The 16716-nt window shown below is 45.4% G+C and carries 18 protein-coding genes; 2 read left to right on the forward strand and 16 right to left on the reverse strand.

What is annotated here, in order from left to right; all coding sequences use genetic code 11:
- Positions 1-5 precede the first annotated feature (5 nt).
- The 16 genes from ACMCM8_RS02070 to ACMCM8_RS02145 form a co-directional block, all read right to left on the reverse strand.
- Positions 6-1172 carry a hydroxymethylglutaryl-CoA reductase gene (locus ACMCM8_RS02070; RefSeq protein ID WP_412724966.1) on the reverse strand — a complete coding sequence of 389 codons (1167 nt, stop codon included), beginning with the start codon at positions 1170-1172 and terminating at the stop codon, positions 6-8.
- 142 nt (positions 1173-1314) lie between these two features.
- Positions 1315-1965, reverse strand: coding sequence for a hypothetical protein (locus tag ACMCM8_RS02075; RefSeq protein WP_412724968.1), 651 nt, complete (start codon positions 1963-1965; stop codon positions 1315-1317).
- Between the two features lie 358 nt (positions 1966-2323).
- Entirely contained in the window at positions 2324-3034 is a 711-nt protein-coding gene (locus ACMCM8_RS02080) for a hypothetical protein (RefSeq protein ID WP_412724970.1), read from the reverse strand.
- A 19-nt stretch (positions 3035-3053) separates the two neighbouring features.
- Positions 3054-3914 (reverse strand): SDR family oxidoreductase, encoded by an 861-nt coding sequence (locus ACMCM8_RS02085; RefSeq protein WP_412724972.1) that lies wholly within the window; start codon positions 3912-3914, stop codon positions 3054-3056.
- A 20-nt stretch (positions 3915-3934) separates the two neighbouring features.
- Positions 3935-4606: a TenA family transcriptional regulator gene (locus ACMCM8_RS02090; RefSeq protein WP_412724973.1), complete on the reverse strand. Its 672-nt coding sequence runs from the start codon at positions 4604-4606 to the stop codon at positions 3935-3937.
- A 21-nt stretch (positions 4607-4627) separates the two neighbouring features.
- Positions 4628-6124, reverse strand: coding sequence for an AMP-binding protein (locus ACMCM8_RS02095; RefSeq protein WP_412724975.1), 1497 nt, complete (start codon positions 6122-6124; stop codon positions 4628-4630).
- Complete coding sequence (locus ACMCM8_RS02100; RefSeq protein WP_412724977.1) at positions 6114-6866, reverse strand: thermostable hemolysin; 753 nt, start codon at positions 6864-6866, stop codon at positions 6114-6116. The genes ACMCM8_RS02095 and ACMCM8_RS02100 overlap by 11 nt, the downstream gene beginning before the upstream one ends.
- 260 nt (positions 6867-7126) lie before the next feature.
- A complete protein-coding gene (locus tag ACMCM8_RS02105) occupies positions 7127-8944 on the reverse strand; it encodes an ArnT family glycosyltransferase (protein WP_412724979.1) in 1818 nt (605 codons plus the stop codon).
- Positions 8941-9618: a TVP38/TMEM64 family protein gene (locus tag ACMCM8_RS02110; protein WP_412724981.1), complete on the reverse strand. Its 678-nt coding sequence runs from the start codon at positions 9616-9618 to the stop codon at positions 8941-8943. Before ACMCM8_RS02110 ends, ACMCM8_RS02105 begins: the two co-directional genes overlap by 4 nt.
- Positions 9608-10345, reverse strand: a complete 738-nt coding sequence (locus ACMCM8_RS02115) for a glycosyltransferase family 2 protein (RefSeq protein ID WP_412724983.1) — start codon at positions 10343-10345, stop codon at positions 9608-9610. Before ACMCM8_RS02115 ends, ACMCM8_RS02110 begins: the two co-directional genes overlap by 11 nt.
- Positions 10346-10447: 102 nt before the next feature.
- A complete protein-coding gene (locus ACMCM8_RS02120) occupies positions 10448-11149 on the reverse strand; it encodes a hypothetical protein (RefSeq protein ID WP_412724985.1) in 702 nt (233 codons plus the stop codon).
- A complete protein-coding gene (locus ACMCM8_RS02125; RefSeq protein ID WP_412724987.1) occupies positions 11146-11910 on the reverse strand; it encodes an FTR1 family iron permease in 765 nt (254 codons plus the stop codon). The genes ACMCM8_RS02120 and ACMCM8_RS02125 overlap by 4 nt, the downstream gene beginning before the upstream one ends.
- Positions 11900-12265, reverse strand: coding sequence for a cupredoxin domain-containing protein (locus ACMCM8_RS02130; RefSeq protein ID WP_412724989.1), 366 nt, complete (start codon positions 12263-12265; stop codon positions 11900-11902). Before ACMCM8_RS02130 ends, ACMCM8_RS02125 begins: the two co-directional genes overlap by 11 nt.
- Positions 12249-13538, reverse strand: coding sequence for an ATP-binding protein (locus ACMCM8_RS02135; protein WP_412724991.1), 1290 nt, complete (start codon positions 13536-13538; stop codon positions 12249-12251). The genes ACMCM8_RS02130 and ACMCM8_RS02135 overlap by 17 nt, the downstream gene beginning before the upstream one ends.
- Before the next feature lies 1 nt (position 13539).
- A complete protein-coding gene (locus ACMCM8_RS02140) occupies positions 13540-14205 on the reverse strand; it encodes a response regulator (RefSeq protein WP_412724993.1) in 666 nt (221 codons plus the stop codon).
- A 57-nt stretch (positions 14206-14262) separates the two neighbouring features.
- Positions 14263-15171 carry a hypothetical protein gene (locus ACMCM8_RS02145; protein WP_412724995.1) on the reverse strand — a complete coding sequence of 303 codons (909 nt, stop codon included), beginning with the start codon at positions 15169-15171 and terminating at the stop codon, positions 14263-14265.
- A 272-nt stretch (positions 15172-15443) separates the two neighbouring features.
- Here ACMCM8_RS02145 and rplM point away from each other — a divergent pair, with 272 nt between their 5' ends.
- Positions 15444-15872, forward strand: a complete 429-nt coding sequence (gene rplM / locus ACMCM8_RS02150; RefSeq protein ID WP_014948329.1) for a 50S ribosomal protein L13 — start codon at positions 15444-15446, stop codon at positions 15870-15872.
- A 12-nt stretch (positions 15873-15884) separates the two neighbouring features.
- Positions 15885-16277 carry a 30S ribosomal protein S9 gene (gene rpsI / locus ACMCM8_RS02155; protein ID WP_014948330.1) on the forward strand — a complete coding sequence of 131 codons (393 nt, stop codon included), beginning with the start codon at positions 15885-15887 and terminating at the stop codon, positions 16275-16277.
- Positions 16278-16716 lie beyond the last annotated feature (439 nt).

Genomic DNA, 16716 nt, shown 5'->3' on the forward strand with positions numbered 1-16716 from the left:
TCGGTTTAGCGATTTCTTCCCAGGCGTTCGTGGCTACTCACCCATTCGTCTGCCACCACAGCGCTACCTAAGGAAAGGTCGCCGCAAAGCACGGTTGCGGCAACAATTTCTGCAAATTTATTGACGTTCCCTTTTCCTGTACATCCCAGCACATTCAAGCATTCGTTTTGCGTGGCAAGACCGGTACCGCCACCATATGTCGCCACAACGAGAGAGGGAATGGTCACGGAAAAATAATAATCACCATTGGGCGTGATTTCCGCGTAGGTAAATCCCGCTGACGACTCTGCTACATTTGCCACGTCTTGCCCGCAGGCAATAAACATCGCCGTTATGCCGTTAGCAAAGTGGGCGCCATTATTCACACTTCCCGCTAGCAGTGCCCCCATGTTTGAGTACTGGCGTTGTTTAAACAGTGCTTCAGGTGGGCAGTGCATAATGTCTGTCATCAGTTGCTTGGGAAGGGTGATTTCCGCGACTACCCGTTTCCCCCGGGTATGCAGGGAATTGAGATGAGAGTGCTTTTTATCGGTATCTAAGTTTGCTGAGAGTACAAAATGGTCTATTTTTTTCGGGTAGTGTGCGAGGATCCATTCACACCCAGCTTTGGTTGCTTTGCTTACCATATTCTGACCCGCTGCATCACCACAAGTGAAATTAAAACGCAACCAGCGTAGTTTGGATACGGCGTATTGTTCTATATTTCTCAAACGTCCCACGCTGGTGGTGGCATCGCTTGCTACTTTGATGTTGTCAAACTGCTGCTCTACCCATTTCCCAAAGTCCATTGCCTCGCGCGCATTGGTAAAGGCGAACATAGGGGCTCGCTGCATTGCATCGTCGATGACAGTTGTGGTTATACCTCCTGCCTCTCGGGTCAATCGCATCCCTCTGCTGTAACTGGCTACTAAGGTGCCTTCTGTCGTGGCCATCGGCACATAAAATTCACCTTTTGCACACTCTCCGTTTACTCGCATAGGGCCAGCAAATCCCACCGGGACCTGCGCGACACCGGTGAAATTTTCAATATTCCCCGCCAGAGTATGTGGCGCAATAGAGTAATGTCCCAAGTGTGACAAAGCCGCGCCAGTTTCCTGTTGAAGAAACGTCCGGCGTGTTTGACTCATTGCATCGGTGTAATCGTTTTCACTGGAGCGAGGAATTTTAGCCATACGGGTTCTACCATTGTTGTCATTTTCTTTATAGTAGAAGGGTGAAATGGGGAAGGGAACCCGTTGGCTTTTATACTTTCAAATAACCTTTGTGAATAAATTGTTAAATTTATTGTGGGTGAATGAAGAGGTCTACGTGTCTCTAGCGACGTTTAGTGATTGCGTCTTGTAGCGCTTTAATTTCTTCTCTTCGCTTCATGTCCGCGAGAGGACGATTGGGCTTTTGAGGCGCGCTAGCTGCAATAGACAAATGAGAAAGTGCCTTTTCTTGTTCTCCTTCATCGAACAGGAATTCGGCATAAAAGAAGTTCTGATCCATGCCCGTAGGATTTATCTCAAGCGCACGGGTAAATAATGAATGGGCCTTTTTATCGCTACCAAAACTCACCGGCCAGCCTGGTACCTTGTGATAAAGTGCAGCAAGGACAGTAAGTGCCGTACCCTCTAATACCGCTTCATCTTGTTCGATAGCTTTTTCTAGATTTTCTTTCGCACTCTGTGCGTATTTTAATGCGCCCAATCCCCCTTTAGCACTGGCGGTACTCGATTGGGAAATGGCTAACCAGGTAAGTGCTTCTGCACTATGATGGGTTTGCTGTGAAAGTACTTCTGCATCTGCAATAAGCTGATGTAGGGCAGTAAGTTTGGTTTCATCCTCATATTCGTAATTCACTTTAGCCCATTGATGTTGTAAGGACAGAAGAGAAGACGGTGCTTCTTGGGCGAAGGTCACCGAGGTAAATGTAAGCGCACTGGTAAGGCACAAGTGTGCTAAATGTTTTTTCAAAGACATGAACAACCTATAAATAAAAAACAACAACGAGACGTTATGACGACTCACTACCTTGAAGAGAAAATGCTCACCAAACCGTGTTGGTGTATAAATAATGTGCTCAGTTTGCAGTGATGTTCGTCGAAAAGGCGCTAATTTAACGTTTTTTGTAATGAAATGCGAATGGGGTAGGTGAAGTTAACAAGGGGATTTTTCTGAACGGAGGAGAAGTCTCTCTTCTCCTCAGGCAAGAGCCTTTTACTCTTTGTCACAGCCCTTTAATCTAGCCCACTAGGCCGGCAGGTCTGTTTCGCGAGCAATAGGCTTCCATTTAGACTGAAATTCTTACACCAAAGAGCTACAGGCTCTAACTACTAAGCTATTTTTTCTGTGCTATTTTAGCTTCTAAAAGCGCGATTTCTTGTCTTCGTCCTAAGTCAGCAACAGGCCGTTCTGGCCGACTTGGCGCTTGGCGTGCCTTGTGAGTGTACAGTAGTGCTTGCTCGTACTCACCGTTGTCGTAAAGGAATTCGGCGTAGAAATAATTGGGGTCGATCCCCTGTGGGTTAATCTCAAGCGCATGTTTTAATAACTTTTCTGCTTTTTTGTCACTGCCGAAACTGATTGGCCAGCCTGGAAGCTTGTGATAAAGCACGCCCAAACTTGTCATGGCCGAACCAGACAGGGCGTTTTCATCGATACGCATGGCGTGCTCAAAGCTCTTACGTGCAGCCTTTGCGTAATCTAGTGCTCTCAGACCACCTTTAGCTCCCGCTGTACTTGACTGTATAATGCCTTGCCAAATAAGCAGTTCAGCATTATCCGGTGACGCTTTCACAAACCCTTTGGCCTTATTTATAAGTGCAATAAAGGCGTCTTCTTTTTCCTTGTCATCTAACTCGTAATTTATATGTGCCCACTGCTGTTGCAATAGCGTCAGTGCGCTGTGTTCAACAAAGGCTGAAGCAGGCGAATTTGCTGATGACGCAGCAGAAGAGATCTCGCCGTTAATATCAGCTGCAAGGGCTTGACTACTTAACGCCAGTGAAAGTGTGAAGTAGGTTGTAGTTAAAAGCGTTAATGTTTTCATGGTGATAATTCCTCTTAAATTAGCGCGACGTGTTAGAAAGCGCAGACGCAGCAGACAAAGGTTGACTGTTACAGGTAGATGATGCGCCTTCGGTAGACGGTGCTGAGTACGCATGTTTCTCGATAATGGGCAGTTTTTTTGCCAGTGCTCTGTCGACAATAGACGGAAATAAGCCGTTTATTTTGGCAAACAGTCGTTCAGCAAAGCCAATGGCGACGCGAGGTTTCCCCTTTTCCAACTGGTTAATTAGGTGCTTAGCTACTACATCAACGTGGTCGACGTGATTACCCAGTGCGTTGTTTAGGGCGACAACGCGATCATCGTTTAATGTCGTGTCAGTCGCTCTTGGCGCAAGATAGTGGAAGTCGATAGTGCTGTTGTGATATTCACGCTGAAGCGACTCTGTCCACCCCCTCAATGCGAACTTTGTTGCGCAGTATGTGCTGTGGGCGGCAAAGCCAATACTGCCGAACGCGGAACCGACATTAACAACGTGAGCGTGTGAACGTCGTGCTAGCAAGGGAATAAGCCTCTGTGTTAATAACATGGGGGCTGTGAGGTTGAGATTCACTAATGCTTCAATTGGCGCGGTATTAAACTGACCTACGTGAGTGCTGCCCGCGTTATTAATTAAGATACTCACAGAAGCTCCCTCACAAGCACGGTATAGGGTTTCCCGTCCCTGTGGGGTAGTAATATCTGACGTGACTACTATCGCTTCCCCCGATAGACTATTTGCGAGTTGATTGAGTTTTATTTCATTGCGACCCGCGAGGATAAGTCGAGCGCCTTTTTTATCGAGCGCTTTTGCTATAGCACTACCTATGCCTCCGCTTGCACCCGTGATTAATACGACCTGTTGCTGCCATTGTATGTTCATCGTTTGCCACCTTTTCACTGTTACGCAACCTTATCTAAACCGTGCTGAGGGGTTAGCTCACGGAAAATGTCACCATAGAGTCGGTAGAACATATTGGCACTGTGGATGATCATTTTCTGTTCTTGCGGATCGGTAATTTGGTTCATCAAACCTTCAAAGAAAACGATGTGCTCCTGATCAAGGGCGCCATGTGAAGTCAAATAGCTAAACGCCGCTTTGGGGAGAGAGAGCTTGTCTTTTATTTGTTTAGCTGCTGCATCTGCCAGCGCTATACTGGTACCTTCAAGCACGAACACCATGCCGAAAAAATACAGTGGATGTTTACGCGCAATTGCATCAAATGCATACGCCACCATCAATTCCGTTGCGGGTGCCGGTTGACTCGACCTTGCTTGTTCCTTATTTACACCGCAGGCGGCTATATCATTGAGTACCCATTCCTGGTGACCCATTTCTTCTTCGATGTATTCGCCGATTGCTTCGCGAAGCCATTCTTTTTCGTCATCTAACTTAGCGCCAGTGGCCATTAGCAAAGGCACGGTAAATTTTACGTGATGGTAGGCTTGTTGAAGGAACGCAACATAATCATTGAGCTCAAAATCACCGTTAAAGCAACGTTGAATAATGGGAGCCTGCAATAAGGTCTGTCTGGCTTGTTCAGTTTCACGTTGAAGTTCATTGTAGAAAGACATGATGTAGTCTCCTGTAGTAAATTATTGAATTGGTGTTAAAAGAGCGCGAGCCTCTGGACACTGTGTTGAGTCGCTAGATGAATACAGTGCGTCTATTTGGTCGCGGTAATGGGACAGGGCTTCGGCTCTTTTTATCTTGCCAGTTTGTGTTAAAAGGCCATTTTCTGGCGTGCAAAGTGCCATGGTGTCAAATGCCATGACCTGGGCATAATCCGGGAGTTGGTGATTAATTTGTGAAATAGCCTTGGTTATGTCGGTATGAGACACGTTGGGCGTTGCAGGGGTCAGCAAGGCAACACAGTAGGGTTTGGCTTCACAAAATACCAAAACTTGTCTAAACAGACCGCTTCCCATTAAAAGGGACTCAATCCATTCTGGTGACACATTGCGACCAAAACTGTTCACCATAATATTTTTCTTGCGCCCATTGAGTATCAGGCTGTTATCATTGAAGTAGCCTAAATCACCGGTTCTCACCGCGCTTGGATAGAAAGAATCAGGTTGATTCAGATAGCCCAGAAAGTGGTTCCCGGTAACCACCACTTCACCGTTATCAATGTGTAATGTGTTATGACCGAGTGTTCTCCCCGCCGTGCCAAGGCAATTGTTATTCGGTGTGTTTAACGTCGACACTGAAACGGCTTCTGAAAGCCCGTACCCTTCGTATACAGGCAGCCCATTTGCGTGGGCCTGCTGTAATAAATGCGGCGAAACATGCGCGCCTCCAACGGCGATAAATGTAAGTGATGAAGGAGGTGTCCACCCCTGATGACAGGCTTGCAACAGTACCAGCAATAGATCAGGCACAATAATCACCGAAGTTGGTTTCGTATTGTCAATTAATGTCAACAGTGCGCCAGGATTGACTAATTTACTACCCTTAAAGCCGCGTTCATCGAGTGTGGCTAAATTAACCCTGCCGCCGTTTAGCAGCGGTGCATAAACCCCAGCGATATTTTCAAGCAGAGTAGAAAGGGGGAGCAGACAAAGGTGATTGACCTCAGTTTGTGACACAGCATTGTCGATAGATTGGGCTACTTTCCATTGGGATTGCGTGGACAGGCAGACCCCTTTAGGTGCGCCAGTGGAGCCGGAAGTAAAAGTTATTTTTTCAGTACCATCAGGCATAGCAACTGAAGATGATACCAAACGGCAATGGGCGACTATGTCATTTTCCCTATCCAGTAAGTGTTCAGGTGCACCTAAAGACAATGCGCTGTTACTGCTAGTCAGTAAATACTCACACTGGCTTTCTTCAAGTATATGCTGCTGTTGGGCAGAGCTGAAGAACAATGGGATGGGCACGCAACAGATACCGGCTTGCTGGCAAGCCAAGTCACAAACCACCCACGCAATGCTATTGTCAAACGCGATTGCAATACGACTCACTTTTTCAGTAGTGATCCAATTTGCTATATGGGCAATGGCTTTTTTCAACTCGCCGTAAGTTAACTTTCGGCCTTGTTGTACAAGTGCAATTGCATCATCTGAACCACGTAAATATTGATTAAGCAACATATGGCGCCTCGTTTTGTTTACTGCGTATTAAATCAAAATGGGGGAGTTCACTTGCTGATGTAGCAATAAGTGCCATCGCCTGCTGATAATAACTATGCAATGGTCCGTTAGCGGTGACATGTCGTGTCACATCTCTTAATGACAGCGCCATCACTTTTGGGGTCGTTTCATAGTAAGACCCCCAATTGTCGCCCTTAGACATGAGCTTCGCCTTGTCTGCATTGGCAAGTGTCACTAAAGGAATACCTGCGGCGTCGAGCATTTTTTGCAATTTTTCTGTGGCGCTAAACACGAGATATTCGGTGCCACTATTTTTGAGCAATACAAAAAGTGACAACAGTAAGGGTAAGGTATAGCGCGAAGCACTACTAAATAAGTTACCGACTTCTGCTATCTTCTGTCGCGACACAGTAATACCCATCTCAAGTAATGCTTTTTCTACAGGCACAGTTAAATACTGCTCAATAAACAGTGGGTTGGTAGCATTCCTCTCGAATGCACACCTTGCCCCCACGGCCGCTTTTACACCGTTCACTTCAAGGGCAATTAACACCGGCATAAACGAACAAATATGCGCGTTGTAGTGAGTGGCAAAACCATTCGCAATGAACGTTTCTACCTGACATCTGGCCGGATGCTGTCCGTCTGTCGTAATAAGGGAAAGTGAATTACGTGTTTGTTTGCTACCGGCAGTGCTATTCACGGCAGTGTAAGCAGAAGTAGATTTAAAAACGTCACTCATAGTCAAGCTCTTTGGTTTTGCGATGTGATGAGTATTAGCGAGTGACCTTAAGAGAACCTTAAGTATGCGTGATTATTTATTAACCTTTGTATTTAAACTTTTCACACCGCGGGCTGCGGAAGAAGGAACATTTCTATGTTGAGTTTAACCTGCGTGCTGTTTAGGCCAGGTGGATGGTTTTTGTTTGGTATTCACACATCCGTCTGGCCTAAACGGCTTACAAGGTACTGAAGAACACGTAAGGTAAGTTTCTACAGGTCTTATTGATCGTTCTTGTTTGGGTATACTGGCCCATCGACAGGTAGTGGACAGCTTTTATTTGCCGCAGTAGAAGGGATTAGTAACCACTCGTCGCGATGCGCAACGCCAAGGGAAATGGCTTGAGTTAAGTCAACACATTCAAAAATATATTCTTTAGGCGCCAATATGAAACGCACGCTATGTTGAGGCAATTCCGTTGAGGCAGTATGGTGCTGCTTATCCAATGCACCCGTAAGCCACGCCCACGCTGTACCGTTTTCTTGGTTTTTTGGGGTGTGGTATCCGAAATGGGTTACATCAAAAGGCGCAAATAATAAATATTGCTCTTTAAAGCTCACTATAGCGACATTGGCCTTTGTTTCAGTGGAACGTTTGGCTATCTCTACCGCGGCATTATCGAGAATTCGCGTAGGTGTTCTGACTTCATTTAATATACCCGAGCCGATGGTGGTGGGTATCACGCCCATTAGTGCTACCCAAATCACCAATTGATAGGCTAAAGCTGGGTTTTGCGACTTTGTCAGTGTCGACTTTGCCTGATTGGTTTTAGAGGAGCTTCGTACATAAAACAAGTGGGTTAGCAGCCCGGAGGTGCCCAAAAACAGACACATCCTACTTAGATTAAACAGCGTTTCACTGCTACTGTGATAGCGGCTAATCAGTTTAGTGGCAGTGGGTTCATGGAAAAGTAAAATTACGCCAACACTTAGTATGGTTAGTGACAAAACAAACGTGATCCCACGAGCCGTGTAGGCCAGAAGGGATGGCGTACCGTATTTAGCCAGGACCAAGCCGGCAATCATGGCTAATGCGGGTAGGGCGGGAAGGACATACACCCCGCGTTTACCTGGACTAATGCTAAAGAATACCACTACAAGTATCACCCATATGAACAACGATGCATAAGCCTGATGTGCAACGAGCGCAGATTTTACATATTTAGCCCTGGCAACCAGCACTGCGATGGCCGCAAGCCAAAATACAGGTATAACTTCTACAAGGTAATAGTACCAAGGTTCAATGTGATGCCACGCATTGGCATAACGCTGTGCAGTTTGCTTAAAGAGAATGTTCGACAAATAGCGCTGTATGTCAGGTTCTTGCTGATAAAGCCCTAGGTATAACAGGGGAACCAGCCATAGCCCAATTACACCAAGCATGATTAGCGGACCAAGTAACGCGCGCTTTTTCCAGCATGCATTTAATCTGGTTTTGTACACCGTGAAATAAGCAATGGGTAATAGCAAAAGTATGGGGAGAAAACCGACACCTTTGGTGATGATACCAAGCCCCATGAATGCCCAAGCTACAAAATACCATCGCCAATTCGCCTTGACATAATAATGCTGGATAAACCCATACACCGCTATCCAAATAAAACAGGCAACCATGGCATCTATTTGGGCAAATTTAGCTTGAATGAGAAATTGCGGGCAGAGCAATAACACCAGCATACTAAGCATGGCCGCGGGTTCACCACTTAGCTTTTTGGACAGCTTATAGGTGAGTGCGAGGGTAACAATGCTTGCCACAGCATTTGGCAGTAACATGGCAACTTTCAAGCTGCCCGTTAACCAATATATAAACGCAATTGACCACATGAAAACTGGGGGCTTGTCGGGATAAATTTCACCACCCCGCATAGGAATAAGCCATTGACCAGATTCCACCATTTCTTTGGCGACGAGGACAAAGCGAGGTTCATCTGGTGGCCAAGCGTCGCGAAGACCGATACCCGATAAGATAATAATACATGCGAAAATAAACAGTGCCATCGCGGGTGAATGAGGGGCAGTAAAACGTAAATTTGCTATCACGAGTTAGGTGTCCTGCGCGAGAAGCTGGTTAAGGAAAGTAGAAGCAGTATGCTTACAAGTAGCCCCACAATTTGAATAGGTTGCTCAAACGTGCTAACGAATCGAGAACCACTTCCAAGTAAAGAGAATAGTAACGTTTGCGGAATGAAGCCTATCAGACTGGCACTGATAAAAGGGATGAATGGTACCTTTAATACCCCAGCTAGGGCATTAGTCACTAAGTTAGATCCCACCGGAAATAATCTTACAATCAGCACTTGGCGGAAACTATTTTGGGCAAGCGCCCGCTGCATAGACGCCAGTTTATTGCCTAATAACCGGGTCACTAGTGCGTGTAGGGGGCCACTCGCTAGCGCGTAGGCGATACAAGCTGATAAACCGGTTAGCAACAGGGCAACGAGACCACCGGTTAATGCGCCAAAACCCACACCGCAGAAAAAGCTCACTGCCTGTCTTGGAAATCCCATGGTCATTAACACCACAAAACAGCTCAATATAAGCGCCAAGTGATGTGGGGGGCTACTAGTGATATAAGAGGAAAGCCACTTTGGGTCATCACTGTGCTGCCATACTTCGCCAGTGAGTTGTAAACACAGATAACATAATACTGCGATGAAAATAGTACCGCTTACAAAGCGCAGTATCCCCTTCATTGAAACGCGATCACTTGTCATGGGAAAGACCGTTGGCGATAGTTTGGATCCTATTGCGATACATTAACCAACGCACCCCTAACATATCAATAATACCGGCCCACCCACGATTCCATGCTGTATAGTTTGACTGTCCTTCTAAACGGGCGCGGTGATTGACGGGGACGCAAATAATCTCACCGCCTAACCGTTTAGTCAGCGCTGGAATATAACGATGCATATGATCAAAATAAGGTAACAGCATAAAGGTGGAGCGGGGTAATAGCTTAAGGCCACAACCTGTATCAGGCGTATCGTCTTTAAGGATCAGCTGTCTGACAGAATTAGCCACTTTAGACTGAATTTTTTTCCATTTCGTGTCTTTGCGTTTTTGCCTATGTCCAATTACACAAAAGTGGGGACTTTGGGTTTTATTGGCAGCAAGCAGTAGCTTAGGTATATCAGCGGGATCGTTTTGTCCATCTGCGTCAAGCGTAATTATCCATTTCCCCCTGGCAGCTAGTACACCGTGATAAACCGACGTACTTTGCCCACAGCTATGAGAATGTGTTAGCACATGTAACTGAATAGCCAGTTCTGCAGTAAGGGTGTCTAGTAATGTAAGGGTGTTGTCATTACTACCGTCATCGACCACAATGATTTCAGCGTGCTCTTTGGAAACTGCCTGAGCAATTTCTTTAAGCAATGCGGGTAAGTTTTTGGCCTCGTTTTTGGCGGGCAGGACAATACTGACTTGAAGTTCTTGCATACTATTTAGCGCGGTAAATGGAAATCGCGGTAAATGTAGCGAGTAAACCTTAAGAAAAGCTTAAGGTGCCGTATCTGAGATTAAATTAGTGGTTCAGGATACTCAGAATTCATATTCCAGCGACATGCGCAAAGTGTGATCTTTATTGTCGCCATTAAACCCTGCAATAAAACCCAACTCCCATTTCAACTGTTGTTGTCTATCAAAGCGCTTGATCCCCATAAAGGCCGGCCCAATGCCAATAAAGTCCTCTGCGATATACAATTCTAGACCCGGTTGAACTTCAGGGATCCAGCGATAGCGAAATTTTGCTTTAAATTCGCTTTCCCATTCATTGGGAACGCTCTCACCCCACTCGTATACGACACTAAGGTTAGTTGTAAGGCTAAATTGACCAAATTCCTTTTCGGTTAATACCCCCGCTTTGACTTCCCAATCGTTGGTATTGTGCTGCTTTTCAATCTCAAAAAGGGTCCCCCAATCAGCCCAATATTGGCCTTGCTCCGTCATCATCCAACGAAGCTCAAGCTCATACCCTTCCACACCAAAGTCGTCGTTTTCATCACGTGCGCCCACGATATACGTTTCTAAAATAACAAACTCAGAAAGCGCGTGACCAAATGAAAAACGTTGCATCAGTACGTTGCCATTGTCATTTTGGCGTGACGTAAGTCGCCATTCGAATTCCCGCTCAAAAGGCAGGACATAAGGGTGATAGACCTTATCTACCGTAAAATTATCTGCCTTTACCGCACAGGGATAGAGGAGAAACACTATGAAAAAACACAGAAGCGCGTACTTCATTGCGCAGCCTCCTTTGACATTTCTCGCGAATGACGCGATTTGGAAATAACGCTTATCACTACAGGTACACAAAAAGTCACTATAAACAGCACCAGGTAGCTCACAGATGGGGTTGCTTCATAACCGATTAAAGCATTTAGCAGGTGGCCATATTCACTGTTGTCACTTACCACGCGACTACTGTCCCAGATTTGATAGGGTGCTGGAAAAATATCAATTTGTTCAAGTAAAAGCGCAACATTAGCAACTTGTGCAGCAACAAACAGAGAAGTGAAAAAGTACGTCATTGTGGGTGTAAGAAAATGAGTAAGTACGATATTAAGTAATATGGCAATGCTGACACAGATACCTAAGCCGATAGTCGTTCCCAATAACAATAGTGAGCTGTCGTTATTTCGGGTTAATTCAGAGACGAAATACACCATAAAGTGCAGACTATTAGGCAATCCAATTCCCAAAACCAATAGGGCTACCCCAATGTGGTTTGTAGTGAGGCGAGAAGGAAGCAATAAGGCGATGAAACACATTCCTATCCAAGCAACCACGAGCCAAAAAGATTTGAACAGCTCAAAACCTATACCATCGGCAAACTCAGAAATCCAACTTAAATGGGAATAGGTAATCAGTGCTAACACGATTAACACGCCACCGTGTACGAGCAGAGACTTTCTTGTAACACCGGGTAGCGCTAGCAACACACTGATAAGTAGAAATATTGGGAGTGTATCTCTTAAGAAAAGCACTACGGTATTAATTAACATTAGCACTCTCCGTTGCACTTTTGACCACGACTTTTCCCACGGCACTGTTTGGGTGAAATTCACCGAAGAAAGGGTACTCGCCTGGCGATAATGGACCGATGAAGATAGTCCCCTTGCTATTAGCAAAAATTACTTTCTCGCGATTTAAGGCAAAACTGTCTATTTCTTCGGGAGTACTGTCAAAATTAATAAAGGTGAGGCGTACCTTTTTACCCGCGGGTACGACGACATCTTGGGGATAAAAAAGGTGATTTTTAATTTCCACCACCACTTCGGGCAATGCCCATGCTTTGGGGACATGAAATGCGCTGAAACTCAATATGACCGCGAGGGCTGATTTACAATATGCTGTCATAGCCAAACTCAACGGCGACTTCTAACCCACCTAACTCGCCATCGCCAAGGGTCACATTGGCATTGTGAAGTGCTGCAATTTGCGCCACGATGGCAAGTCCCAGCCCGCTACCCGTTGTGGACTTACTGTTTGCAGCTCGCTGAAATCGCTTTTGTACATTTGCCCGCTCACTTAATGCTATACCCGGACCCGAGTCGCACACACTAAGCACTACCCCGTGTTCCCGTTTAATAATTTTAACCATAATTTGAGCACCAATAGGGGAGTAATGGCTGGCATTGGTAATTAAGTTTTGCAACAAGGTATACAGCATAAAATGAACACTGTGAAGGTATACTTCATCACCTTCTAAAGACACTTCTTGTTGCTTACTTTCTATTTTACTGTACAAGTCACTGATGACTTCTTGCGCTACGTGGTAGACGTTGACAGCCTCCCGCTGCTCTGCATACGTTTCGGGACTGGTTCGGGCGAGTAGTAAAAATTGATTCACCGCGTGAATCATTCTATCGGTATCTCGTTGTAGCGAGTTAAGTAAACTGCCTTTTTCCCCCAGCTCATTGGCAATATTGTGAATGTTTATCTTCATTACGCTCAATGGTGTCCGCAGTTCGTGTGCGGCATTTGATGCAAACTGTTGTTCTCGCTCAAAGGCAGCGCTTAATCGACTAAATAGAGAGTTCAGAGTCATCACGACTGGGCGTAATTCACTGGGTTCACGAGATAAACGAATAGCAGAAAAATCATTGCCCTGTCGTTTGGCCAATAATTGTGACAATTGCTTTAATGGCGATAGTCCCCAAGTAATACCTACAAATAAAATAAGTGCTAACAAAGGTACGCTAATTATAAAAGGCGTAATGGCAGCGACGGTGAGTGCATCGGTTAAAATAAAGCGGTTATTTAGAGGTTGTGCCACCATATACCACACATCGTCGACAGAATTGTATTTACTGTGTACTCGCCAGCGCGTGCCCAGTGCGATACGCTCAGAAAACCCCTCTTGAAAAGACGAAAGTGGTGACGTAAGTGCACTGGCGGATGATGTTACTAGCTGTCCCTGATGCCAAATTTGGAACAGTAACCTGTGTTCATCGGCTTTTTCATGGTGATTAACATAGGCAATAGCTTGGGTTAGTTCAGCAAGCTCGTTATCGAGTAAATTATTAGATATGGACAAGGTGGCGCGATAACCGTGCAGGGCAGCACTAAAAACAACCAGTACTAGCGCGCTGATCAGTGTCAATATTAAAAAGCGGCGAATTGACGACAATTCAGCCTCCGGGTTTGGAAATGCAATAGCCGACGCCTCGCACCGTTTTTATGAAGTCATCGGGCATTTTTTTTCGCAAATTGCTGATGTGAACTTCTATCGTATTGCTGGCTACTTCCTCTCCCCACTCATACAGTTTGCTCTCTAACTGATGTTTGCTGAGCACCCGCCCGGCGTTCTCAATTAAGGCTTTCAGCAGCATGAATTCCCTGCGGGGTAAGTGAACTTCGTTGTTATCGATAGAAACAATGTGGTGGGTTGTATCCAGGCTGACATTTTTTACAGTAATTAGGCTTTGTGATGCAGTACCTAATCTGCGTTCAAGTACCCTTAATCGGGCGAGCAGTTCTGCAATTTCAAATGGCTTGGCTAAATAGTCGTCAGCGCCAGCGTCTAAACCACAAATTTTATCAGTAGTCTTATCTCGCGCGGTAAGAATTAACACGGGGAGTGAAGGCATTCGTTTTCGGATTGCTTTGAGCACGTCAATACCGTCCTGATCGGGTAGGCCAAGATCGAGAATAACAATGTCATTTTGCGCCGCGTGTAGCGCAGATAAGGCTTCGTTACCGGTATACACGCAGTCCACCGTGTAGTTAGCATTGTGCAGCGACCGTGCTAAAGCATTGGAAAGGGGTTTGTCATCTTCGACCAGTAAAACGCGCATGAGACACTCGAAATATAATATTCAGTGTAAGCATAGCCCTAAAACCTTAAGAAAACCTTAAGGATTAGTTTCAAGCTCTTGTTTAAGCGCGTGAATAGCGGCTTTAGTGTACTTATCCCATTGTGCATAGGACAATGTATAGGGAATAGAAGGGTTGCGCAAAGTATGCACGACTCGGTCGGGAGAGTTTGCTATTTCACTGGCCGTTTTGTGCCATTCAAACTGATTGAACAACGACGCTAATTCCCCAGATTCCAGTAGCCTTATCAAACCTACCCGCAAGCGGTTGGCCAAGGCGATATTGTCGGGATGAACGAAAAAGAATTCATAATTGGGGTAACTTAACAAGTGGCGCTTTTCTATTGCCACTTTCTTATCAGGGTGCCGTGCCATATCGCGGTGTACTTCGATAATATTTCTAGGGAAGCCATCTACTAGCTGCTTGTCTACCATAGAATACATCGAGTGGAACCAAAGACTCCAGTCTTCGCTAAACACATCGAAACCGTTGGATTTTAATACTGCTAAATCTGGCCAATCAGCACCTTGTACTAACGACATGGATTTTAGCGTATGCACATCACTGATCTGACTAAAGTCGTTTTGTCGCGCTGGATTAATAATGAACACCCGATAGCCGGCGTATCCTTTTAACAGGGGAAGTCGAATGGGAAGTAGTTTTTGCTCTCGAGAACGATCCGTGACACTCCACATAACATCAGCATCACCGTTAAGCAATGTGAACAGCTGCCTGCTTTGACTCATAGGGTTTGGGTGGGGCGATAGAGAGATTTCTCCATATTCTTGCGTTGCTTTAAGTGCCGCTTTAAGGACGGCGACTTCATAAGTGCCATACTCGTTGTCGGCAAATGCGCGAGTAAAAATAAGGTTGTCGCGCCCGTGAGCATGGGAAGTCAAGCATGCAATTAAAGCGACAAGACAGGTGAAGTGAAATAACTTTTTCATTTTGTTTTTATAATAAACCTTAAAGCAACTTTTCGACGTTACAGCAATTCTTTTGACATGTCATCGGTAGATGATGGAATTTTATCCATATTTTTTGTGTTAAGGGGTTCGCATTTTTATCAATTCCTGTATAATTCGCGCCCTGCCCAGTTACGCCCACCTTTGGGAAGGTGGAAGAATCAGCCGGCTCGAAGGGGTCATTGTGTTGATTTTAAGGTGATTTCTGGTGTTCAGAAATCAGTAACGACGATATTATTCGGGTGAATTTGAAAATGAAAACTTTTGTTGCTAAGCCAGAAACGGTTCAACGTGACTGGTATGTGGTAGATGCCACAGACAAAACTCTAGGCCGTTTGGCTTCTGAAATCGCACTACGCCTTCGTGGTAAGCACAAGCCAGAGTACACGCCTCACGTGGACACTGGTGATTACATCGTAGTAATCAATGCTGAGAAAGTAGCGGTTACAGGCCGTAAAGCGCAAGACAAAATGTACTATGCGCACTCTGGTTACCCAGGTGGTCTTAAAGAGACAAACTTTGAAAAACTAATTGCTCACAAGCCAGAAATGGTTATTGAAAAAGCAGTTAAAGGCATGTTGCCAAAAGGTCCACTAGGCCGCGCAATGTTCCGTAAAATGAAAGTTTACGCTGGTGCAGAGCACAAGCATACAGCACAGCAACCACAAGTTTTGGACATTTAAGGAGCTATTAACATGGCAGATACTCAATACTACGGCACAGGCCGCCGCAAAAGTTCTACTGCTCGTGTGTTCCTACGTCCAGGCACAGGTAGCATTAAAGTAAACCAACGCGCTCTTGACGAGTACTTTGGTCGTGAAACAGAGTGCATGGTTGTTCGTCAGCCACTTGAACTTGTTGAAATGACTGAAAAGTTTGACGTTTACATCACGGTTAAAGGTGGTGGTTCTAACGGTCAAGCGGGTGCAATCCGTCACGGTCTTACTCGTGCTCTTATGGAGTATGATGAAGCACTACGTCCAGCGCTTCGCAAAGCTGGCTTCGTTACTCGTGACGCACGTCGCGTTGAACGTAAGAAAGTGGGTCTTCACAAAGCGCGTAAGCGTCCACAATTCTCAAAGCGTTAATTTTTACGTTTTTTGTATTGCAAAAACCCGGCTTATGCCGGGTTTTTTTTGCTTTACGAATAGGTCACTCTGCCGCCATTGCCCAACCCGCGCCAGCACAATATGGGATGTGAAAACTATCGACGTGATGCAGCCCGATTTAACGGAATTACTGCAGCGCAAAAAGGGGGCACATGAAAGCGATAACAATAACAAAGGTTTAATTTGAGCCGCTTTTTAGCCTCAAATTTTATCAAAACCTTGATTTTAGCTGCTTACCTCACTAACACTTAACACACCTATAGAATTAATTTATCGCTTAAATATCAGTAAAACCTTGTGTTTATAAGGGCTTTTCTTTTATCATTTGCGGTCGAAAATTTTGTAAACTTTCGTGACATCGTATATCAGCTTACTTTTGCTGTTACGACGCTTTCATGACAAGCCATATGATGCTACG

Source organism: Alteromonas sp. D210916BOD_24 (genome assembly GCF_047159385.1).
In the GTDB taxonomy this organism is placed as follows: Bacteria; Pseudomonadota; Gammaproteobacteria; order Enterobacterales; family Alteromonadaceae; genus Alteromonas.